The organism is Actinomadura chokoriensis, assembly GCF_041463665.1.
Lineage (GTDB): Bacteria > Actinomycetota > Actinomycetes > Streptosporangiales > Streptosporangiaceae > Spirillospora > Spirillospora chokoriensis_A.
Genome location: NZ_JAXCEJ010000001.1, coordinates 55,675 through 76,014, shown reverse-complemented (window position 1 = coordinate 76,014; position 20,340 = coordinate 55,675). Strand labels below are relative to the sequence as shown.

General features: G+C 72.4%; 18 protein-coding genes. 8 read left to right on the top strand and 10 right to left on the bottom strand.

The window, feature by feature from the left end; genetic code table 11:
* Positions 1-32: 32 nt before the first annotated feature.
* Positions 33-746: a class I SAM-dependent methyltransferase gene (locus SM418_RS00370; RefSeq protein ID WP_371938927.1), complete on the top strand. Its 714-nt coding sequence runs from the start codon at positions 33-35 to the stop codon at positions 744-746.
* On the opposite strand, the gene SM418_RS00365 is transcribed toward SM418_RS00370, so the two are convergent.
* The 7 genes from SM418_RS00365 to SM418_RS00335 all read right to left on the bottom strand — a co-directional run bounded on the left by SM418_RS00365 (position 743) and on the right by SM418_RS00335 (position 9,304).
* Positions 743-1,858, bottom strand: coding sequence for a prenyltransferase (locus tag SM418_RS00365; RefSeq protein WP_371938928.1), 1,116 nt, complete (start codon positions 1,856-1,858; stop codon positions 743-745). The two genes, SM418_RS00370 and SM418_RS00365, sit on opposite strands and share 4 nt — an antisense overlap.
* Entirely contained in the window at positions 1,848-2,609 is a 762-nt protein-coding gene (locus tag SM418_RS00360) for a class I SAM-dependent methyltransferase (protein ID WP_371939018.1), read from the bottom strand. Before SM418_RS00360 ends, SM418_RS00365 begins: the two co-directional genes overlap by 11 nt.
* A 42-nt stretch (positions 2,610-2,651) precedes the next feature.
* A complete protein-coding gene (locus SM418_RS00355; RefSeq protein WP_371938929.1) occupies positions 2,652-3,962 on the bottom strand; it encodes a glycosyltransferase family 4 protein in 1,311 nt (436 codons plus the stop codon).
* A 303-nt stretch (positions 3,963-4,265) separates the two neighbouring features.
* Positions 4,266-5,537, bottom strand: coding sequence for a cytochrome P450 (locus SM418_RS00350; RefSeq protein WP_371938930.1), 1,272 nt, complete (start codon positions 5,535-5,537; stop codon positions 4,266-4,268).
* Positions 5,538-5,726: 189 nt separating this feature from the next.
* Complete coding sequence (locus SM418_RS00345) at positions 5,727-6,716, bottom strand: MBL fold metallo-hydrolase (RefSeq protein WP_371938931.1); 990 nt, start codon at positions 6,714-6,716, stop codon at positions 5,727-5,729.
* A 69-nt stretch (positions 6,717-6,785) separates the two neighbouring features.
* Positions 6,786-7,943 carry a steroid 3-ketoacyl-CoA thiolase gene (locus tag SM418_RS00340; protein ID WP_371938932.1) on the bottom strand — a complete coding sequence of 386 codons (1,158 nt, stop codon included), beginning with the start codon at positions 7,941-7,943 and terminating at the stop codon, positions 6,786-6,788.
* 116 nt (positions 7,944-8,059) lie between these two features.
* On the bottom strand, positions 8,060-9,304 hold the full coding sequence (locus SM418_RS00335; RefSeq protein WP_371938933.1) for a cytochrome P450: 1,245 nt from the start codon (positions 9,302-9,304) through the stop codon (positions 8,060-8,062).
* 328 nt (positions 9,305-9,632) lie between these two features.
* Here SM418_RS00335 and SM418_RS00330 point away from each other — a divergent pair, with 328 nt between their 5' ends.
* Positions 9,633-10,037 (top strand): SCO2583/SCO2584 N-terminal domain-containing protein, encoded by a 405-nt coding sequence (locus SM418_RS00330; RefSeq protein WP_371938934.1) that lies wholly within the window; start codon positions 9,633-9,635, stop codon positions 10,035-10,037.
* Here SM418_RS00330 and SM418_RS00325 read toward each other — a convergent pair.
* Positions 10,034-11,242, bottom strand: a complete 1,209-nt coding sequence (locus tag SM418_RS00325; protein ID WP_371938935.1) for a cytochrome P450 — start codon at positions 11,240-11,242, stop codon at positions 10,034-10,036. The two genes, SM418_RS00330 and SM418_RS00325, sit on opposite strands and share 4 nt — an antisense overlap.
* A gap of 187 nt (positions 11,243-11,429) precedes the next feature.
* Here SM418_RS00325 and SM418_RS00320 point away from each other — a divergent pair, with 187 nt between their 5' ends.
* The 6 genes from SM418_RS00320 to SM418_RS00295 all read left to right on the top strand — a co-directional run bounded on the left by SM418_RS00320 (position 11,430) and on the right by SM418_RS00295 (position 17,750).
* Positions 11,430-12,431, top strand: coding sequence for a 3-oxoacyl-ACP synthase III family protein (locus tag SM418_RS00320; RefSeq protein ID WP_371938936.1), 1,002 nt, complete (start codon positions 11,430-11,432; stop codon positions 12,429-12,431).
* Positions 12,432-12,434: 3 nt separating this feature from the next.
* On the top strand, positions 12,435-13,187 hold the full coding sequence (locus tag SM418_RS00315) for a glycosyltransferase family 2 protein (RefSeq protein WP_371938937.1): 753 nt from the start codon (positions 12,435-12,437) through the stop codon (positions 13,185-13,187).
* Positions 13,184-14,386, top strand: a complete 1,203-nt coding sequence (locus SM418_RS00310; protein ID WP_371938938.1) for a cytochrome P450 — start codon at positions 13,184-13,186, stop codon at positions 14,384-14,386. The genes SM418_RS00315 and SM418_RS00310 overlap by 4 nt, the downstream gene beginning before the upstream one ends.
* A 136-nt stretch (positions 14,387-14,522) precedes the next feature.
* Positions 14,523-16,046 carry a class I adenylate-forming enzyme family protein gene (locus SM418_RS00305; RefSeq protein ID WP_371938939.1) on the top strand — a complete coding sequence of 508 codons (1,524 nt, stop codon included), beginning with the start codon at positions 14,523-14,525 and terminating at the stop codon, positions 16,044-16,046.
* Positions 16,047-16,054: 8 nt separating this feature from the next.
* The gene (locus SM418_RS00300; RefSeq protein WP_371938940.1) at positions 16,055-16,969 is read left to right on the top strand and encodes an NAD-dependent epimerase/dehydratase family protein; all 915 of its coding nucleotides are present in this window, start codon (positions 16,055-16,057) and stop codon (positions 16,967-16,969) included.
* 49 nt (positions 16,970-17,018) lie between these two features.
* Entirely contained in the window at positions 17,019-17,750 is a 732-nt protein-coding gene (locus SM418_RS00295; protein ID WP_371938941.1) for a Clp protease N-terminal domain-containing protein, read from the top strand.
* A gap of 191 nt (positions 17,751-17,941) precedes the next feature.
* Here the strand turns inward: SM418_RS00295 and SM418_RS00290 are convergent, their stop codons facing one another.
* The gene (locus SM418_RS00290; RefSeq protein ID WP_371938942.1) at positions 17,942-18,817 is read right to left on the bottom strand and encodes a hypothetical protein; all 876 of its coding nucleotides are present in this window, start codon (positions 18,815-18,817) and stop codon (positions 17,942-17,944) included.
* Positions 18,818-18,907: 90 nt separating this feature from the next.
* Positions 18,908-20,326 carry a PucR family transcriptional regulator gene (locus SM418_RS00285; protein WP_371938943.1) on the bottom strand — a complete coding sequence of 473 codons (1,419 nt, stop codon included), beginning with the start codon at positions 20,324-20,326 and terminating at the stop codon, positions 18,908-18,910.
* Positions 20,327-20,340 lie beyond the last annotated feature (14 nt).

The following is a 20,340-nucleotide window of genomic DNA, read 5'->3' as shown; positions in this document are numbered from 1 at the left end:
CGGATAGTAGGGTGCCCCGACGGAGGAGATCGATGACCCACACCAAGGCGTCCACCGAGCCGGGGACGACCGCCCAGGCCGCCCCCGCGATGCCCGCCGACCTGCTGCGCACCGCGCGCACGGCCAAGGGCTTCATGCCGGACGGCGAAGGCCGCGCCCTGTACGAGACGGCCCTGCACTACGGGGCCCTGCTGGCGGAGACCGGCCCCATGCTGGAGGTCGGCACCTACTGCGGCAAGTCCGCCGTGTACCTGGGGGCCGCGGCCAGGACGGCGGGGACGATCCTGGTCACCGTCGACCATCACCACGGCTCGGAGGAGAACCAGTCGGGCTGGGAGTTCCACGACCCGTCCCTGGTCGACCCGAGAACCGGCCGGATGGACACGCTGCCCACGTTCCGCAAGACCATCGCCGCGGCCGGCCTGGAGGACGAGGTCGTCGCCATCGTCGGTCAGTCCCGCACCGTGGCGGCGTTCTGGCGGACGCCGCTGGCACTGCTGTTCATCGACGGCGGGCACTCCGAGGAGCACGCGCAAGGCGACTACGAGGGCTGGGCCCCGCACGTCGCCGTCGGCGGAGCCCTCGTCATACACGACGTCTTCCCCGACCCCAAGGACGGCGGCCAGCCGCCCTACCACGTCTACCTGCGCGCCCTGGCGAGCGGAGCCTTCGAGGAACGACGGGTGGAAGGGTCGCTGCGCGTCCTCGAACGCGTCGGCGACAGCGACCCTCTCACGCCCGCCTAGCCGCGGTTCGCCGCCGGAACGAGCGCGCACCCGCACGCGAGCGGATCGGACGCCTCCGAGGGCCCGAGGGGCCGTCCCGCGATCTCCTTGAAGAGCCGGGAGGCGGGGGAGGCGTCCGACAGCGCGTCCGCCGCGAGGATCACCGCCGCCGCCGTGTAGGTGGAGCGGTCCCCCGGGAAGTGCCGCTCGTTCTCGAACTGCCAGCCCGTCCAGTACGAGCCGTCCTCGTGCCGGAGATGCTGGACGGTCGTGAACAGCTCCAGCGCGCGGTCCCGCTCGCCGGCCGCGTCGAGCGCGAGGACCAGCTCGCAGCTCTCCGCCGCCGTCACCCACGGCTGGTCCGACACGCAGCGGCAGCCGAGCCCGGGCACCACGAACGCGTCCCACTGCTCGTCGAACCGCCGCGCCGCGTCCGCGCCGCGGACCGGGCCGCCGAGCACCGGGTAGTACCAGTCCATCGACCAGCGGCTCTTGTCGGCGAACGCCTCCGGGTGCGCGGCCACCACGTGGCCGAGCTGGTCGGCGGCGAGCTCCCATTCCGGCTGCGGCTCGCCGAGGTGCTCGGAGAGCGCGACCGCGCAGCGCAGCGACTGGTAGATCGACGAGCAGCCGGTCAGCAGCGCGTGGTCGGACGGCTCGCCGTTCTCGTGCCGGATCCAGATGATCTCCCCGCGCCGGGTCCGCAGCCCGAGCGTGAAGTCGATCGCCCGCCGGACCGCCGGCCACATGTGCCGCGCGAAGGCCGCGTCGCCGGTCGCCACCAGCTCATGCCAGACGCCGACCGCGAGGTAGGCGGCGTGGTTGGACTCGCCGCCCGGCTCGGTGACCTCGCCGAGCACCCACTTGGCGGGCCACGACCCGTCCGGCCGCTGGACGCCGCGCAGCCACTCGTAGGCGCGCCTCGCCTCCGCGCCGAACCCGGCGACGCTCAGCGCCATCGCCGCCTCGACGTGGTTCCACGCGTCCACGTGGCCGGGCACGCCGCCGGTCGGCGAGAACCACGGGATCGCGCCGGACTCCTCCTGCTGCGCCGCGATGCTCCGCGCCGTCGCGACGACGTCGGCCTGCGTCAGGACCCCCGGGACCGAGGGCGGAACGGTCTCAGACCGCATCCGCCGTCTCCTTGGCCGGGGCCGCGGGCGTGCCCGGCGTCGCGGGCTTGGCGAAGTACACGACGACGCTCTTGCCGATCAGCGGGTTCATCACCCGCTCGGCCACCCGGGTCGCGAGGGGCCGCTTCATGATGTCCCAGACGAGGACCTGGTGGTAGGCCTTGGCGAGCGGGTGGCCGTCGTTGTTCACGCCCACCGCGCACTTGATCCACCAGTATGGGGCGTGCAGGCCGTGCGCGTGGTGGTGGCCGCCGACCCTGAAGCCGACCGACTTCAGCTTGGCCTCCAGCTCGGCGCGCGTGTAGATCCGCACGTGCCCGCCGGGCGCGGTGTGGTAGTCCTCCGACAGCGCCCAGCAGACCCGCTCGGGCAGCCAGCTCGGCACCGTCACCGCCAGCTTGCCGCCCGGCTTGAGGACGCGCAGCAGCTCGCGCATCGCCCGCATGTCGTCGGGGATGTGCTCCAGCACCTCGGACGCGATGATCGCGTCGAAGTGGTCGTCGGGGAACGGCAGGTCGAGCGCGTCACCCTGCACGGTCTCGGCGGTCGCGTCCGCGGGCACCTCGCCTTCGAGGCGCATGGCCCCGAACATCTTCTCGACGCCCGCCAGCTCCTCCGCGTCCTGGTCGAAGGCCACGACGCGCGCACCCCGTCGGTACAGCTCGAAGGCGTGCCGTCCGGCACCGCATCCCATGTCGAGGACGCGGTCTCCGGGGGTGAGGCGGAACTGCTGGAAATCCACGGTCAGCAGGGTCGTGCTCCTTCCGTACAGGGGCGCCCGGCAGGCGTCCCGCTACTTGCCCCGTGCTTGGTCGGCACGGGCCGCCAGCCGCAGGTAGTCCTGCTGGGCGATGGCCGCCCGGTAGTGCTCGACGGTGGCCTGCGCCACGGCCGGCCAGGCGAAACGCTCCTGTACGCGCGCGAGCCCCGCGGCGCCCGTCCTTGCCCGCTCCTCGGCGGAGTCGTGCAGGCGGTGCAGGGTGGCGGCGAGTTCCTCGACGTCCCCGGGCTGGACGAGGATACCGGCGTCGCCGACGACCTCGGGCAGCGCCCCGGCGCGGCTCGCGACCAGCGGCGTCCCGGACGCCATGTGCTCCACGGCGGGCAGCGAGAACCCCTCGTAGCGGGACGGGACGACGGCGATCTCCGCCGACGCCATCAGCTCGCCCAGCTCGTCGTCGCTGATGCCGCTGACGAACCGCACGCGGTCGCCGAGCGCCAGTTCCCGCACGAGCCTGTCGGTCGGGCCGTCCTGCTTCGGCTTGCTGACGACGACCACGTGGACGTCCCGCTCGGTGGCGACCTTGGCGACCGCGCGCAGCAGCACGTCCACGCCCTTGATCGGCGCGTCGGCGCTGGCCATCGCCACGATCCGGCCGGGGACGCGCTCGCCGCGCGGGTGGAAGATGCGCGTGTCGACGCCGAGCGGCAGGATCTCGATGTCGCGCGGGTCGACCTTGAAGTCCTTGACGATGTCGACCTTGGACGACTCCGACACCGTCAGCACCGGGCCGATCCGCCGCGACACCTGCGCCTGCATCCCGACGAAGCCGTACCAGCGGAGCTTGCCGAGCTTCTGCTTGATGCCGCGGGCGGCCTCGATCTCGATCCGCCGGTCGACGCTGATCGGGTGGTGGATGCTCGTCACCAGCGGCAGCGCGAGCCGGGAGATGCCGAGGTTGCCGAGCCCGAGGACCTGGTTGTCGTGCACGACGTCGAAGTCGCGCCGGCGCCGCTTCAGCAGGCGCAGGGCGCGCAGCGAGAACGTCAGCGGCTCGGGGAAGCCGCCCGTCTTCATGTGCGCGAACTCGAGGACGTCCACCCAGTCGCGGAACTCGCCGAGGGACGGGGTGCGGAACGGGTCCTCGTCCCGGTACAGGTCCAGGCTCGGGAGCTTGGTGAGAGTGATCTCCTCGCGGTCGAGCTCGGGGTAGGGCTGGCCGGAGATCACCTCGACCGTGTGCCCGAGATCGACCAGTTCCCGGCTCAGATGCCGGAGGTAGACGCCCTGGCCGCCGCAGTGCGGCTTGCTCCGGTAGGACAGCAGGGCCACCCGCAACGGGCCGCCCTTGGAGGGACCGCCCACCTCACCTGCCTCACCCACGCCAGTCCCTGCCCACGCACCACTCCCGTCAGTCGAGGGACGCCGGTCGCACGTGCACCGGCATCTCCTGGTATGCCGTTGATGAAACTAGACCTTAGCCTGCGAACGTTACCGCTGAGTTCAATATTGGGCACGGCGTCCAAAAGTGTTTCGAAAAGCACACTCAGTCTGATAGTCGGGCGAGGTGGGACTCAAGGCAGAAGTGGGGCCCGCCGCCATGGCGAGAACACCCCCGGATGCCGGCCGGTGGCGCCGGGGGTGCTCATCGCCTCGAACCTCCTCGTCCCGGGGTGACGGGCGCCGTCAGCCTCCCAGGGGGGCCGACGGTGTGAAGCTCACCGGGATCTCCTTGTAGCCGTTGACGAAGTTGGAGCGGAGCCGGCGCGGCTCCCCGGCCAGCCGGATGTCGGGCATCCGGTCCAGGATCGTGTCGAAGATGATCCGCAGGTTCATCCGCGCGAGGTGCGTGCCGAGGCAGTAGTGCGGGCCGCCGCCGCCGAACCCGATGTGCGGGTTCGGGTCGCGTCCCACGTCGAACGTGAACGGGTTCTCGAACACCCGCTCGTCCCGGTTGGCCGACCCGTAGAACAGCACGACCTTGTCCCCGGCCTTGATCTCCTTGCCGCCGAGCTCGGTGTCGACGAGGGCCGTCCGGCGGAACTGGTTGAGCGGGCTCACCCAGCGGACGATCTCCTCGACCGCCGTCGGCAGCAGGCTCCGGTCGGCGCGCAGCCGCTCCCACTGGTCGGGCCGCTCGAAGAAGGCCAGCATGCCGCCGGCGGTGGCCGTCCGGGTGGTCTCGTTCCCGGCGATCGACAGCATGATCACGAAGAGCTGGAACTCCTCCAGGGAGATCCTGGAGCCGTCGGCGTCGGGGGTGAGCAGCTTGGTCACGATGTCGTCGCGCGGCGTGGACTCGCGCGCCGCGGCCAGCTGCCCGCCCCACTCGGCGAACTCGGCGGCGCACAGCGTCGACTCCTCGCGCCCCTCGACGAACTCGGGGTCGTTGAAGGCGACCAGCTTGTTCGACCAGTGGAAGATCTTCTCCCGGTCCTCCAGCGGGGCGCCGAGCAGCTCGCAGATCGTGTACAGCGGCAGCGGCGCGGCGAACCTCTCCACGAAGTCGCACTCGCCGAGCGGCGCGGCCTCGTCGATCAGCTCGTTGCAGATCTTGCGGATGTGGTCCTCGAGCCGGCCGATCATCCGCGGGGTGAAGCCCTTGTTCACCATGGACCGCAGCCGGGTGTGGTCCGGCGGGTCCTGGAACAGCATCATCTGCCCGTACATGGCGATGTCCTCGTCCGAGAACTCCTCGAACATCGCCGACCGCTCGTGCGAGGAGTAGGGGTCCGCGCGCCGCGACACCGAGACCACGTCCGCGTGCCGCGTCACCGCCCAGAACCCCGGGACGCCCTCGTTCGGGTCCTGGTGCCAGTGCACCGGATCGTTGTCCCGCAGCCACTGGAACTGCCGGTGCGGGATGCCGCCGCGCTCGTACGCCCCCGGATCGATGATGTCGATCTCGGGGGCGCGGAAGGGCCGGGAAGCGGAGGCGGTGGACGTCGCGAGTGCCATGGAGGATCCTTCGTGCCGGGACGGAGCCAGACGCTCGACTGAGCGCTTGCTTGGCCGCAGACCTAGAACACGTTCTAACATGAGACTGGAGTCTCATCAAGGCCCTGCGGGCACCGTCCCACCGGTTGGTACGGCGGGGGCACGCTCTCCGCGGCTGAACGCGCGGCTGAACGCGCGGCCGACGCGCGGCTAACGCAGGACGTAGCGCAACGGGTCGTCCGTGCCGTCGCGGCGGACGATCCCCCGGGTCTCCAGGGTGCGCAGGTGGGCGGCGGCCTCGGCGGCGGCCATCCGGCGGGCCTGCTGGGGCATGTCGGCCCACGCGTGCCGCCAGCTGAGGCCGGCCGTGAGGTCCCAGAGGGTGACGGGCGTGGACGACAGGAGGGCCGTCACCTCGGCGAAGCGTTCCTCGTGGTGGCCGATGATCTCCTGGGCGCGGTCCGAGAGGCCGTTGAAGCGGTACTGGTGCGCGGGGAGGACCTCGCCCACCGTCATGGCCGACACCTTGTCGAGCGAGCCGAGGAAGTCGCTCAGCGGGTCGATGTCGGGGGTGTCGTACGGGTAGAGCCCGATGTGCGGGGTGATGCGCGGCAGGACGTGGTCGCCGGTGAAGATGCGGTCGCCGTCCTCCAGGTGCAGGCAGATGTGGCCGGGGGAGTGGCCGGGCGTCCAGATGGCGCGGAGCCGGCGGCCCGGGACGTCGAGCAGGTCGCCGTCGGACAGCTCGAGGTCGGGCAGCGCCGGCGGGGACACCGGCGTCTGCCGGCTCGGCCCGGTCAGCTCGGAGTCGGCGGCGCCGGCGCGGCGCAGGGCGGTCAGCTCGAACTCGCGGCGCCCGCCCTGGCCGACGGCGTGGAAACGGCGGACGACGTCGGCGTCCGCGTGGTGCATGGCGATCCAGGCCCCGGACGTCTCACGGACGCGCCCGGCGAGCCCCGAGTGGTCGGGGTGGAAGTGCGTGACGACCACGCCGTGGACGTCCGACACGTCGATCCCGAACGTGCCGAGGCCGTCGCGGAGGGAGGCCCACGCGTCCTCGTGCTGCCAGCCCGCGTCGATCAGCACGGGCCCCTTCGGGCTCTCCACCGCGTACACGAGGGTGTACGCGAGCGGGTTGTCCGGGATGGGGACGGGAACGCTCCACAACCCGCCGCCGAGGTCCTCAGGTTCCGGCTGCACCGAGACCGCCTTTCGCGCCTGCAAAGCATGGGTCCGCCCCGGCCACGGTAGCCGGGGCGGAGTGTCGGATCAGATTCGCTCGAGCACGGAGGCCGTGGAGAGGGCGCCGCCCGCGCACATGGTGATGAGGGCCGTCCCGCCGTCGCGGCGCTCCAGCTCGTGCAGGGCGGTCGTGATGAGGCGGGCGCCGGTGGCGCCGACCGGGTGGCCGATGGCGATGGCGCCGCCGTTGACGTTGACCGTGTCCATGTCCGGCTTGTGGACCGACGCCCAGGACAGGACGATCGACGCGAACGCCTCGTTGATCTCGGTGATGTCGATGTCGTTCATCGTCATCCCGGAGCGCTGGAGCACGCGCTCGGTCGCCTGCACCGGGCCGTCCAGGTGGTAGTACGGCTCGCCGCCGACGAGGGCCTGCGTCCTGATCCGGGCGCGCGGCCGCAGGCCGAGGGCCTTGGCCTTCTCCTCCGACATCAGCAGGACGGCCGCGGCGCCGTCGGAGATCTGCGACGAGGTCCCCGCGGTGTGCAGCGCGTCCGGCATGACGGGCTTGAGGTTCGCGAGGCCGTCGGCGGTGGTCTCGCGCAGGCCCTGGTCGCGGGTGACCTCGCGGGTCTCCCCGGTCGGGTTGCCCTCGGCGTCCATGACCGGCGCGGTGACGGGCGCGACCTCGCGGTCGAAGCGGCCGTCCGCCCACGCCTTGGCGGCGAGCTGCTGCGAGCGGGCGCCGAACGCGTCCAGGTCGGCGCGGGTGATGCCGCGCCGGGCGGCGATCCGCTCGGCGGCCTCGAACTGGTTCGGCATGTCGATCGACCAGTCGTCCGGGCGCGGGTTCGCGGGCATGACGTTGGTGCCGAGCGGCGCGCGGCTCATCACCTCGACGCCGCAGCCGATGGCGACGTCCACGACGCCGGCGGCGATCTGCGACGCGGCGAGGTGGACGCCCTGCTGCGAGGAGCCGCACTGCGCGTCCAGCGTGGTGACGCCGGCCTGCCACGGCAGGCCGGCGTACAGCCAGGAGTAGCGGCCGATGTGCCCGCCCTGCTCGCCCGCCTGGGTGACGCAGCCCGCGAAGACCTGCTCCACCTCGGCGGCGTCGATGCCGGACCGCTCGACCAGCGCGTTCAGCGCGTGCGCGAGGACGGCCATCGGCTTCATGCCGGCGAGCCATCCGTTGCGCTTCCCGAGCGGCGTGCGCACTGCCTCGACGATCACCGGGGTACCCATGTGGTCTCCTTCTAGAACACGATTCACCTTTTAATGTAACGTGTTCTAACTTTCCAGGGCCATCCCGGGTCCCGCTGAGAGGGATAGCACGCCGGCCGCGGCCCGCGTGCGCGCGGTCAGTACCTGACGCGCAGCTCCTTGATGCCGTTCAGCCAGGAGGAGCGGAGCCGGCGCGGCTCGCCCACCCGGGTGATGTTCGGCATCTGGTCGGCGATCGCCTTGAACATGAGCCCCATCTCCAGCCGGGCCAGGTTCGCGCCGATGCAGTAGTGCGCGCCGGTGCCGCCGAACCCGAGGTGCGGGTTGGGCGAGCGGGTGATGTCGAACGTCATCGGGTCGGCGAAGACGTCCTCGTCGAAGTTGGCGGAGCTGTAGTACATCGCCACGCGGTCGCCGGCCTTGATCTCGACGCCGCCCAGCTCGGTGTCGCGGACGGCCGTCCGCTGGAACGCGGTGACCGGCGTCGACCACCGGACCACCTCGTCCGCCATCGTCTCGGGACGCTCGGCCTTGAACAGCTCCCACTGGTCGGGGTTGTCCATGAACGCGATCATCCCGTGCGTGATCGCGTTGCGGGTGGTCTCGTTGCCGGCCACGGCGAGCTTGATCATGAAGTAGCCGAACTCGTCGTCGGTCAGGGCGTGCCCGCCCACGTCGGCGTGGATGAGCTTGGTGACGATGTCGTCGGCGGGGCAGCCGCGGCGCTTCTCGGCCAGCCCCATCGAGTAGCCGATGATCTCCGCGGCGGCGCAGGCCGGGTCGTCGTTGTACTCGGGGTCGTCGTAGCCGAGCATCTTGTTGGACCAGTCGAACACCCGGCGCCGGTCCTCCTGCGGGATGCCGATGAGCTCGGCGATCGCCTGCAGCGGCAGCTCGGCCGCGACCTCGGAGACGAAGTCGCCCTCGCCGCCGCGGCGGCGCGCCTCGGCGACGATGCGCTCCGCGCGGTCCTGGAGCGCGTCGTGCAGGGCGTTGATCACGCGCGGGGTGAACCCGCGGGACACGATCCCCCGCAGCTTGCTGTGCTGCGGGGGGTCCATGTGCAGCAGCAGGTTGTCCCGCTGGACGGCCAGTTCCTCGGCGGTGAACGTCTCGTTGAACCGGATCAGGGCGCCGTTGGCGTTGGACGACCACTGCTCGTGGTCGCGGGAGATCTCCTTGATGTGCGCGTGCTTGCTGATCACCCAGAAGCCGTCGTCGTCGAACCCGGTGCGGCCGCGCGGCTGCTCGTTCCACCAGGGCGCGCCGGTGCGGCGCAGCAGCGCGAACTCGGCGAGCGGGACGCGCTCGGCCATCAGGTCGGGGCTGGCGAAGTCGAACCCGGCGGGAACGGCGGCGGTCTCCGAAACGGTGGGGCTCATGTGCGATTCCTCCCGATATGACGGCGCTTACCACCCACCGTAGAACCGGTTTCACCGCAACTTCAAGAGCAAATGAGACTCAAGTCTAATCTGGCGTCTCAATCACGCGATTGATGGGTATCGGAGGTCATGTCCTTGCTTGCTTTGATGTCGTGCGGGCGGAGTCTCCTCTTGCACATGCCGTGATCGACAGCAAGAGGCCGTCCGGTGAGCTTCCTCACCCGGCCCCGGAGGTTCAACTAGAACGCGTTCTAGAAATTCCCCGCGTGTGGGACCCGGGATCGTGGACTAGCCTGGGATCACGACCTCCCCCGCGCCGGAGAGCCCCATGGCCGCAGATTTCGACGAGCCCGTGTTCGACGAGGAATTCGTCAGGAGCGCCGCGTTCCGCGAGCCGTCCGCGCGCGAACGCGCCCGCCCGCCGAGCCGCACCGAGCGGCGCCGGGCCCGGAGGGCCGCGCGGCCCTCCGGCGGGCGCCGGTTCCGGCGCCGCCCCGGCCGTCGCGAGCCGAGCCATCGCAGGGCGGTGGTCCAGCTGATCGGCGGCGTGCTGGTGCTGTTCGCGATCTCGTTCGGTCTCTGGTGGTGGAACTCCGCGCCTCGCGACGCGGAGCCGCGGCGCCCGGTCAGCCCGACGACCACCTACTCCCCGAAGCCCGCTCCCACCCCGTCGGCCCCCGCCCCGACGGCCCCCGTGCCCAAGGCGCCGCCGTCGGAGATCCCCGAGGTCTAGGCGAGCCTCACCCGCAGCTCCGCGTACGCCGGGACGAGCACTCCGCGCGCCACCCGCCGCGAGACCACCCGGTAGGGGCGGCAGCCCGACAGCAGCGTCGCCAGCGTCCGCGCCACCTGCGTGCGCGCGACGGCCGCGCCCAGGCACAGGTGGCGGCCCCCGCCGAACCACAGCTGCCGCGTCTCCGGGACGTACTCGCGGTGGACGTCGAACGGCCCGGCGCCGTTCGTCGCCCGGTACGTCAGCAGCAGGACCCGCTCGCCCGCGCGGAGCCGCCGCCCGCCGACGGTCGCGTCCCGGTTCACGTGCCGTCCGATCACCGGGGCCGGGGTGGCGACGCGCAGGCCCTCGCGCACCGCGTTGTCCATGAGGGACGGGTCGTCCAGCAGCGCCCTCTGCCTGCCGGTGTCGTGCAGCAGCGCCACCGTGCGGACGGTCCCCGACGCGCCCGTCTCCGTCCCGGCGATGACCAGCAGGGTCGCGAGGCCGCGGGCCAGCGGGAGGCCGAGGCCCAGTTCCCGGCAGCGGCCGAGGAGCGTGTCCGGCCCGGCCGTCCGGTAGGCGTCCGGGACGCCGGCGGTGATCTCGGCCACGATGTCGCGGGCCCGCGCGAGGACCGCCGGGTCGAGGTCGGTGGACGCGGTGGTGCCGAGCGCCAGCCGGGCGAGCCGCTCCCCGGCCGCGAACAGCCGGCGGTAGTCGCCGGCGGCCCGCCCGGCGGCCTGTCCGGCGGGCAGGCCGAGCAGGTCGGCGACCGTCCGCCCGGCGAGGACACGGGCGGCGTCGGCGACGTCCACGGTCCCGCCCGCGGCGAGCCGGCGGGCCAGCGCGGCGTGGGAGGGGCCCTGGGAACGCTCCACGAGGACCCGCGCGGCGTCCTCGGTGAACAGGTCGCGGGCCCGGGTACGGATCTCCGCGTGCCGCGCGCCGCCGAAGAACTGCGCCATCTCGTCCCCGAACAGCTGCGTCCACAGGTGGCCGACGCCGCCCTCGCCGTTCATGCCGAAGGAGACATGGTCGTTGAGGACGTGCCGGGCCAGCACGGGATCCGTCACCACCCAGCCGAGCCGGGGGACGCGCGCGATGGGCCCGGTGTGCCGCGCGGCCTCCAGGAGCGCGAACAGGGCGGGGTTGGCCGCCCACAGCAGCCGCGCCTCGTGCCGTGCCGCCGCGCGGACTCCCGCGGGTGTCTTCGTGCTGGTCATCCGGTGATTGTGCCGGGCTGGGAATCCGGGCGGAAAGGCTGTACTACTCAATTCGGGTGAGTGGCGGTACTCGCGGCAAACCGGGTACAACATCCGGTCCTGCTCCGTAGGGTCTCCCTCACCGCAGGCGCCCGGGGTCGGCGAGTCTTGCCGGACACCGAGCACGAGAACCGGGGGACCCGAGTCCATGAGAGCCCGCATCACCGCCGTCGCGGCGCACCTGCCCGAGCGGACGGTCACCAGCGCCGAGGTCGAGGCCCGCGTCGCGGCCGAGAGCCCGGCGTACCGGCCGCATCCCACGATCGTCGAGCGGATGACCGGCATCCGCGTCCGGCACGTCATGCGCGACGGCGAGCAGGCGTCCGACCTGGCCGTCGCAGCCGCCCGCCGGGTCCTCGCCGAGCGCGCCGCCGGGCCGGCCGCCCTCGACCTGCTGATCTTCGGCTCGGCGTCGCAGGACCTGATCGAGCCCGCGACCGCGCACATCGTCGCCGCCAAGCTCGGCGCGACCTGCCCGGTCTTCGACGTGAAGAACGCCTGCAACAGCTTCCTGAACGGCCTGCAGGTGGCGGACGCCCTGATCCGCACCGGCCAGCACGAGCGCGTCCTCGTCTGCACGGGGGAGAGCCCGTCCCGCGCGATCCGCTGGAACGTCCGCGACCGCGCCCAGTTCGTGGACGCGTTCGCCGGCTACACGCTCTCCGACTGCGGCGCCGCGATGCTCGTCGAGGCCGCGCCGGACGGCGGGATCTTCTACCGCGACTTCGCCGCCGTCTCCAGCGGCTGGCGGATCGGGACGCTGCCCGGCGGCGGCTCGATGCACCCCCGCGACCCCGAGTTCACCTACTTCAGCGGGGACGGCCGGCGCCTCAAGGACGCCTTCGTCGCGAGCGGCCCGGAGATCTTCACCACCGCGCTGGAGAAGACCGGGCTGACCTGGGACGACTTCGCGGTCGTCGCCGTCCACCAGGTGACGCTGCCGTACCTGGAGGTGCTGCGCTCGATCCTCGGCATCCCGGCCGGCCGGCTCGTCGTCACGCTGCCCGAGCACGGCAACGTCGCGTCCGCCGGCCTCCCGCTCCAGATCGCCGCCGCGCGCGACGCCGGACGCTGCGGCCCCGGCGACCGGATCGCCCTGATCGGCCTTGCCGGCGGCGTCAGCCTCGGCGTCATGTTCGCGGAGCTGTGAGCCATGAACCTGTGGGTCGTCATTCCCGCCTTCAACGAGGAGCGGTCGATCGGCGCGACGCTGCGCCGCCTCGCCGAGCAGACCGACACCGGGTTCTCGCTGGTCATCGTCGACAACGGCAGCACGGACGGGACGGCGCAGGTCGTCAAGGAGTTCGCCGCCGCGCACCCGGCGCTCGACGTCCGGATCGTCCACGAACCGGAGAAGGGGACGGGGGCCGCCGCCGACACGGGCGTCCGGCACGCGATCGGGGGCGGCGCCACGCACGTCGCCCGCACCGACGCCGACTGCCTGCCGCACCGCGGCTGGGTCGCGGCGGTGAAGCGCGCGTTCGGCGACGGGCTGGAGATGGTGTCCGGTCCGCTGCTGCCCCGCACCGACGAGTTCCCGCTGAAGTTCTGGGAGCGGCGCCTGCTGCCCGCCGTCATCGACGTCGCCGCGCTCTTCGGACGCTTCCGTCCCGGCAACCAGGACCCGCTCTACCTCGGCCCCTATGTGATGATGCCGGGCTGCAACGTCGCCATCACCGCGGAGCTCTACGAGCGGTCGGGCGGCTTCCCGCGCACCCGGATCGAGGACGTCCACGAGGACCGCGCGCTCGTCAACCGCGTCCGCCGCGTCACCGGCGCCTACGGCCTGCGCAAGGACGTGACCGTGTACGGGTCGGTGCGCCGGCTGCGCGCGTTCGGCCTGGTCAGGACGCTCGGCTGGTACGCCGACCACCGCTATCGCCCGGCCGTCGTGGACATCCGGTGAACTGGGAGGAGCGGCTCTACCTGGCCGCGCATCCGCTGGCGTACCCGCTGCTGCGCGGGGTGGCCCGGCGCGGCCCGGTCGTCCGCGTGCCCGGCGTCGGCGTGGTCGTGAACGACGCCTCCCTGGCGCGCGGGATCCTGATGGACGGCGAGACCTTCCGCAAGGACGGTCCCGGCTCGCCCGGCGACCTGTGGACGCCGGTGCTCGGCCCGTCCGTCCTGCTCAACATGGAGGGTGACGCGCACCGGGCGCTCCGCCGCCGCCTCACCGACCTGTTCGCCCCGTCCTACACCGCCTCGCTGTGCGCACGCGTGCTGGCCGAACCGCTGGCACGGCTGGCCGACAGCCTCGGCCGCGGCGCGACCGTCGACCTGGTGGACGCCGCCCGCGTCATGGCCGGCACGGTGATCGGGGAGGTCATCGGCCTGGAGGGCGGGAGCGAGGCGGCCTACCGGGACCTCTTCGAGCAGGGCGAGCGGATCGTCTCGATGGTGTCGCTGCGGACGCGCCGGTTGTCCCCGTCCCAGGTGCGGCGCGCCCACGGCGTGCTCGACCCGCTCGGCGACATCGCCGCGAAGGCGTACCTGGCCGGGGACGAGTCGACGGTCATGGGACGCATGCGGGCGCTCGGCCTGTCCGAGGACGAGGCGCGCGGCGCGGCCGGCGCGTTCTTCCTGACCGGCACCGAGACCGTCGCGACGCTGGTGCCCCGGCTGATCGCCCTCCTCGCCGATCACGGGCAGCTGCGCCGCGTCGCGCACGATCTCTCCCTGCACGATCTCTCCCTGCACGATTCCTCTCTGCACGACTTCTCTTTGCTCGACCGCGCCATCGAGGAGGCCATGCGGGTGACGACGCCGACACCGGTGATGCTGCGCAGCGTGCACCGTCCCGCCACGGTCGGGGGCGTCGCGATCCGCCCCGGCGACCGGGTGCTGATCGCCACGCACAACTGCTGCCGCGCCTACGGCCCGTTCGACCTCGACCGCCCGCGGCCGTCCGAGCCGCGCCGCCTGTGGTTCGGCGCCGGACCGCACTTCTGCATCGGCTACCCGCTCGCCATGGCCCAGATCCGCCTGGTCGTCCGGGCGCTGCTGGCCGCCGGGCCACTCGTGATCAGCCGCCGGTCGGCGGCGCGCGGCGTGCTGATCCCGACGTACCGGTACCTCGCCGTCCGGGCAGAGCGGGCGGGCACATGACGACGCATGGGGACATGACGACGAGCGGGGACATGACGACGAGCGGGGACATGAAGACGAGCGAGGCCCCGCGCCGCCGGGGTGTGCACGTCCACCCCGGGCCCGCCGCGGCCGCCTGCTCAGAGGAGGGATCGGCGTGACACTGGTCCGGCAGTTGCTCGACCAGGCCGCCCGCACGCCCGAGTCGGTCGCCCTGGTCTCCGGGGCCGGTGCGGAACTGACGTACGTCGAGCTGCGGCGGCGGGTGCTGGCCGTCCGGCACGGGCTGCTGTCGGCCGGACTCGCCCCGGGGGACGGGGTGCTGTTCTCGGTACGGCCGTCGCCGGAGTCGCTCGTCCTGGCGCTGGGCGTGGTCGCGGCCGGGGGAGTGGTCGTCTTCGCCGACCCGGGGGCCGGGCCGGAGATGTTCACCGCGCGGCTGCGGCTCGCGCGCCCTCGCTGGTCGGCGGCGGAGTCGGTGCTGTACGCGGGCAGCCGGCTGCGTCCCGTCCGGGCCTACGCGCGGCGGCGCGGGCTGCTCCTGCCCAACCTCGCCGACCTCCAGATCCCGGGCGAGGGCCCGATGCGGCACATCCACGTCGGCCGCCGGCTGCCGGGCGTGCCGCGCGGCGCGCTGTCGTTCGCCCGCCTGATCCGCGGGGACGCCCCCGAGCCCGGCCGGGACACCGATCCGGGCGCGCCCGCCGCGGTGATCTTCACCTCGGGGACGACCGCGAGCCCGCGGGCGGTCGTCCACACGCAGGGATCTCTGGCGGCCGCGCTCGAGCTGTTCCGGTCCCGGCTGCCCCTCGGCCCCGGCGACGTGGTGCACACCGACCAGCTCATGCTCGGCCTGCCGACACTGATCGCGGGCGCCCGCTGGTCGATGCCGCCGCTGTTCTGCCCGCCCGCCGGCTTCGCCCGGCTGATGCGAGAACGGGGTGCGACGCACACGTTCTGCGTCCCCGTCCACCTGGCCGAGATCCTGGATGTCGTTCCGGAAATACCGCCGTCCGTCCGGTACGTCCTGCTCGGTGCCGCGCCCGCGCCCGCGCCGATCCTGCGGAGGGCGATGGCTGCGGCGCCGTCCGCCGAGGTCCTGTCCGTGTACGCGATGACGGAGATCCTGCCCGTGGCGATCGCATCGGCTCAGGAGAAACTCGCCCACGCGGAATCGGGCGTGGCCCAGGGGGAGGGGGACCTCTTGGGCGCGCCACTGCCCGGTGTTGGCGCGCGCCTAGCGGAGGACGGCGAACTCCTGTTGTCCGGCCCGAACCTGTGCCGCGGCTACCTGGGCGCGGACCCCATCACCGAACTCCCGACCGGCGACCTGGCCCGCATGGACGAAGGGCGCCTCGTCCTCATAGGGCGCAAGAAGGACATGCTGATCCGAGGCAAGTTCAACCTCTACCCCGGCCTCTACGAACCGTCGATCGCGGCCCTCCCCGACGTAGTCGAAGCCGCCATAGTGGGCGTCCCGGACCCGCAGACAGGGGACGAGGAAGTCGTGCTGGCCGTAGTGGGCCCACCCCGCCTACGCGTCCAACTCCAGCGGTCCCTCCCGGACGTCATCGACCACGACGCGTTGCCCGATCGCATCGTCGTCTTGGACGAACTGCCGCGCTCAGGCCGGACTCGCAAACTCGACCGCGACCGGCTTCGCGTCCTGGTGGCGCAATGAGGATCGCGGTGACCGGCGCATCAGGCTTCGTGGGCGGCGCGGTCTGCCGGGCCCTCACAGCCTGGGGCATGACGACTTATGCGTTCGGCCGTCGACCGACCGTCCCGCAAGCTCGCCTGGGCAACGCGACGTATCGCTCATGGGACCTGACCCACGGCCCGCTTAAGGACGCCCCCCACGTGGACGCGGTCGTCCACTGCGCGGGCAGCGTCACCGACTGGGGACCGGCCCCCGCACTCTTCGCCGCCAACCTCACCGGCACCCGCAGCGCCCTCACGACCTTCCCCGGCGCGCGGTTCGTGCACGTCAGCACGGCCAGCGTGTACGACCCGTACGGTCCGAGCATCATGGTGAGCGAGGACGAGGCGCCGGTGTCCCGCTACATGAACGCCTACGGCGCCTCGAAGGCCGCCGCGGAACGCCTCGCGCTCGACCACGGCGCGGTCATCCTGCGCCCCCACGCGGTCTACGGCCCCGGCGACACGACGCTGCTGCCGCGCGTCCTGTCGGCGGTGCGCGGCCCCCTCCTGCCCGCCGTGGGAACCGGCCGCCAGCGCATCAGCCTCACCTCGATCGGCAACCTCGTCCAAGCCTGCCTCCTGGCCGCGACCGGCCCGGTGACCTCGGGCGTCTTCAACATCGCCGACGCGTCGCCGGTCACGATCGACGACGCCTTCCGCGACATCCTCCGCGAACGCGGCATCAAGGCGAGACCGCTCTACGTCCCCACCCGGATCGCCCGCCCCCTCGCGACCCTGGCCGAAGGCGCGTACCTCCTGGCCCGCCGTCCCCAACCCCCGCGCATCACCCGCTACGCGATCGGCCATCTGGCCCTGGAGCGCACGCTCGACATCACCGCCGCCAGGCAGGTCCTCGGCTACGACCCGCGCCCGACGTCCTTCGCGGGCGCCGCCGGCTGGTAATCGTCAACCTTGGGTTGACGATCATCGATCGTCAACCTATGGTTGACGCATGAGCGAACCCGCGCAGTCCAACGCCCAGGTCCGGCTGGACGACCTGATCAACGCGATCAAGAAGGTCCACACCGACACCCTCGAACAGCTCAGCAGCGCGGTGATCGCCGCCGAGCACCTCGGCGAGGTCGCCGACCACCTCATCGGCCACTTCGTCGACCAGGCGCGGCGCTCCGGCGCGTCCTGGACCGACATCGGCAAGAGCATGGGCGTCAGCAAGCAGGCCGCGCAGAAGCGCTTCGTCGCGAAGGGCGCGTCCCCCGACCTCGACCCGTCCGAGGGCTTCTCCCGGTTCACCACCCGCGCCCGCAACGTCGTCATCGCGTCGCAGAACGAGGCCCGCGCCGCCGGCAGCGCCGAGATCACCCCCGCCCACCTCGTCCTCGGCCTGCTCTCCGAACCCGAGGCGCTCGCGGCCAAGGCCATCACCGGGCAGGACGTCCTGCTCGACACCGTCCGCCAGGCCGCCACCGCCGCGCTGCCGTCGGAGTCCGCCGACCTCCCGGCGCTCATCCCCTTCGACCAGGGCGCCAAGAAGGCCCTCGAACTGACCTTCCGCGAGGCCCTCCGCCTCGGCCACAACTACATCGGCACCGAGCACATCCTGCTCGCCCTCCTGGAGCTCGAGAACGGCACCGGCATCCTCTCCGGCGCCGGCATCGACAAGGCCGCCGCCGAAGCGAACATCACCGAAGCGCTGCAGGCCATGGCCCCCGACGAAACCCCGTAGTCCGGCCGGGCGGGACGCTGCGATGCGTTCCGCGTACCGCGCCCCTCTCCCGCCACACCTCCTGACCCCCGCGTCAGGCGAGGCGGAGGGCCGGGAACAAGCCGCCCCGGTCTTCCAAGCGGGAGAGGCCGCAGGTTCGATGCCGTGTGCGGCTCAACCGGGACGGGGAAGCGCGGCCGGCGGAGGCGGGATCACCGGAACAGTTCGTCCGTCGACCCGATCGTGCCCGCCCGCCGCAGCCAGGCGCGGAGAACCGACTCGTCCCGGCAGGCCATGATCCGCTCTCGTGCCGCATCGGACACCACCAGTCCCCGCCCGTCGAGAACCAGCAGCAGGGACTCCGCCTCCCCCTCGGCCCTTCCCTCGGCGCGGGTGCGCAGGAAGGGCTCGCTCTTGAACTCGTAGTCGGCGGTACCGGTGGTCACGTACTCCTCCAGGATGCTCTGAGCGGCTTTCGAGAGCACGGCCATCACCATGTCAGTGTACAGGCGGCCGGTTTTCTCATCCTTGTTCTCAATGGTCGCCAGTGCGGCGTAGGTGATCTCCAGGCTCGCCTTGTCGGCGGGCATGACGTTGGCGAGCGTCGCCAGGACGGTCAGTTCGGGCGCCTGTGCGGCCTCGTCGGTGCTGGTGACGAGCGGCTCCATGCCGGGGCCGACCACGTACGGTGTGAGCGTGAAGCCCGGATGCCCGATTCGGATCGGTTTCCGTGCCCATTCGGCCACTGAGCGCACCGGGCAGATGACCAGCAGGTAGCACGGGCACTTGACTCTGGCGTGCAGCGTGGTCAGGTAGACCGGCCAGGTGCCGCGCTTGGCGGGATCCTTTGCGAGCTGTGTTTCGGCGACGACCCCGATCGTCGGCTCCGGGGAGGCCGCCTCGCAGATCTCCACGACGTTGTCGGCGACGTAGGCGGTGGGGGCCAGTTGCGTGCACGCCTCGCTGGTCGACCTGATCGTCACCTCGTCCGGGACGTCGACGCCGAAGCCCGTCCTGAGCAACTGGACGACGACCTCCGGGGCGTCGCGGATGATCTGTATGGGGGATTCGTGCTTGGCGGTGACCATGCACGGAAAGCTATCGTGCGATCACTATTGGATATCTTGACTATCCAATGACTCGCCGTGAACCGCGCTACCGCTGCGTGGCGACCGGGCTCAGCCGAGGCGGAGGGCCAGGAAGAAGTCGACCCGGTCTTCCAGGCTGGAGAGGTCGCGGCCGGTCAGGTCCTCGATGCGCCGGATGCGGTAGCGGACGGAGTTGACGTGCAGGTGCAGCTGTTCGGCGCAGCGCGTCCATGAGCCGGAGTGCCGCAGGAACGTCTCCAGGGTGCGGACGAGGTCGGCGCCATGGGACCTGTCGTAGTCGCGCAGCGGGTCCAGGAGGCGCTCCCCGAACATCCGGCGGACGTCGTCCGGCACGCTGGCCAGCAGCAGGACGTGGGTCGCCAGTTCGTCATGGCGGACGACGCACGTGGGGGCCGGGCGGGCGGCGGCGAGGCGGCGGGCGTGGCGGGCCTCCTCGATCGCGGCGCGCAGGCCGGACGGCGGGGCCGCGTCGCTGACGCCGGCCGCGATGCCGTCGCCGGCGAGGCCGGGGGCGAGGAAGTCCAGAGCGCTCTGGAGCGCCGCGGCGATGTCCCGGTCCCCCGCGGGGACGAGTGCGACGGCCTCCTCGTCCAGCACGCCGACCGCCGGGTGCGCGGCGGTGAAGATCTCGGCGAGGAGGGCGCGCAGCTCGGCGGGGCGCAGCCCTCCCCGGCCGGAGGCGGCGACGGCGACATGGCGGACGTCGGCCAGCCGGGACACGTCCCCTCCGGTGACGACGGCAACGTCGGCGGGGACGTCCAGCCGGGCTCGTTCGAGCGCGACGATCGCGGCGAGCTCGGCGGTGAGGGTGCGGCGTTCGGCGGGCCAGTCGGTGAAGTCGCCCTCGAAGGCGATGAACCAGTCCGCGACGCGCGGCGTTCCGGCGGCGACCGGGAAGAGGGACGCGTCCAGGGCGGGGACGTGGTGCGGCAGCCTGGGCGCGGTGAGGAAGGCCGCGGCGAGGGCGGCGGGGTCGGCCGGGGCCGGGCCGGCGACGACGCGGCCGGTCGGGGTGAGGACGTGGCAGTGCCCGACGAGGTCGACGACGGCGCCGAGGCCGGTGCCCTCGACGAGGCGGCGGTGCCGGTCCAGGACGGCGGCGAGGTCGGCGGCCCGCGCCCCGGACAGGTGCCGGACGACCTCCTCGGTGACGGTCGCGAACGCCACGTCCTCCGGGACCTTGAACAGCGGTAGCCGGTGCCGCCGGCAGGCGTCGACGAGGTCGTCCGGGATGGCGCCGAGCGCGAGGTCCCAGGCGGCCAGCCCCGAGACGCCCGCCTCGGTGAGCGCCCGCACGAACGTCTCGGAGTCGGCGGGGCGGGTCCGCCAGACGAGCCCGGTGAGGACGAGTTCGCGGCCGCGCAGGTAGCGGCCCGGATCCAGGAGGTCGGTGGTGACCACCCACCGGATCGTGCGGTCCAGCTCGTCCGATCCGGTGACGACCTCCAGCCGCAGTTCCGGCAGGGCGAGCAGGAAGCGCAACCTCATACGGAGAAAGCTAC

Coding starts and splice junctions, on each gene's coding strand:
- SM418_RS00365 (WP_371938928.1), bottom strand. CDS start 1,858: ATGCGGTCTGAGACCGTTCCGCCCTCGGTCCCGGGGGTCCTGACGCAG.
- SM418_RS00285 (WP_371938943.1), bottom strand. CDS start 20,326: ATGAGGTTGCGCTTCCTGCTCGCCCTGCCGGAACTGCGGCTGGAGGTC.
- SM418_RS00330 (WP_371938934.1), top strand. CDS start 9,633: ATGGCCGCAGATTTCGACGAGCCCGTGTTCGACGAGGAATTCGTCAGG.
- SM418_RS00340 (WP_371938932.1), bottom strand. CDS start 7,943: ATGGGTACCCCGGTGATCGTCGAGGCAGTGCGCACGCCGCTCGGGAAG.
- SM418_RS00350 (WP_371938930.1), bottom strand. CDS start 5,537: ATGGCACTCGCGACGTCCACCGCCTCCGCTTCCCGGCCCTTCCGCGCC.
- SM418_RS00335 (WP_371938933.1), bottom strand. CDS start 9,304: ATGAGCCCCACCGTTTCGGAGACCGCCGCCGTTCCCGCCGGGTTCGAC.
- SM418_RS00320 (WP_371938936.1), top strand. CDS start 11,430: ATGAGAGCCCGCATCACCGCCGTCGCGGCGCACCTGCCCGAGCGGACG.
- SM418_RS00295 (WP_371938941.1), top strand. CDS start 17,019: ATGAGCGAACCCGCGCAGTCCAACGCCCAGGTCCGGCTGGACGACCTG.
- SM418_RS00290 (WP_371938942.1), bottom strand. CDS start 18,817: ATGGTCACCGCCAAGCACGAATCCCCCATACAGATCATCCGCGACGCC.
- SM418_RS00370 (WP_371938927.1), top strand. CDS start 33: ATGACCCACACCAAGGCGTCCACCGAGCCGGGGACGACCGCCCAGGCC.
- SM418_RS00325 (WP_371938935.1), bottom strand. CDS start 11,242: ATGACCAGCACGAAGACACCCGCGGGAGTCCGCGCGGCGGCACGGCAC.
- SM418_RS00315 (WP_371938937.1), top strand. CDS start 12,435: ATGAACCTGTGGGTCGTCATTCCCGCCTTCAACGAGGAGCGGTCGATC.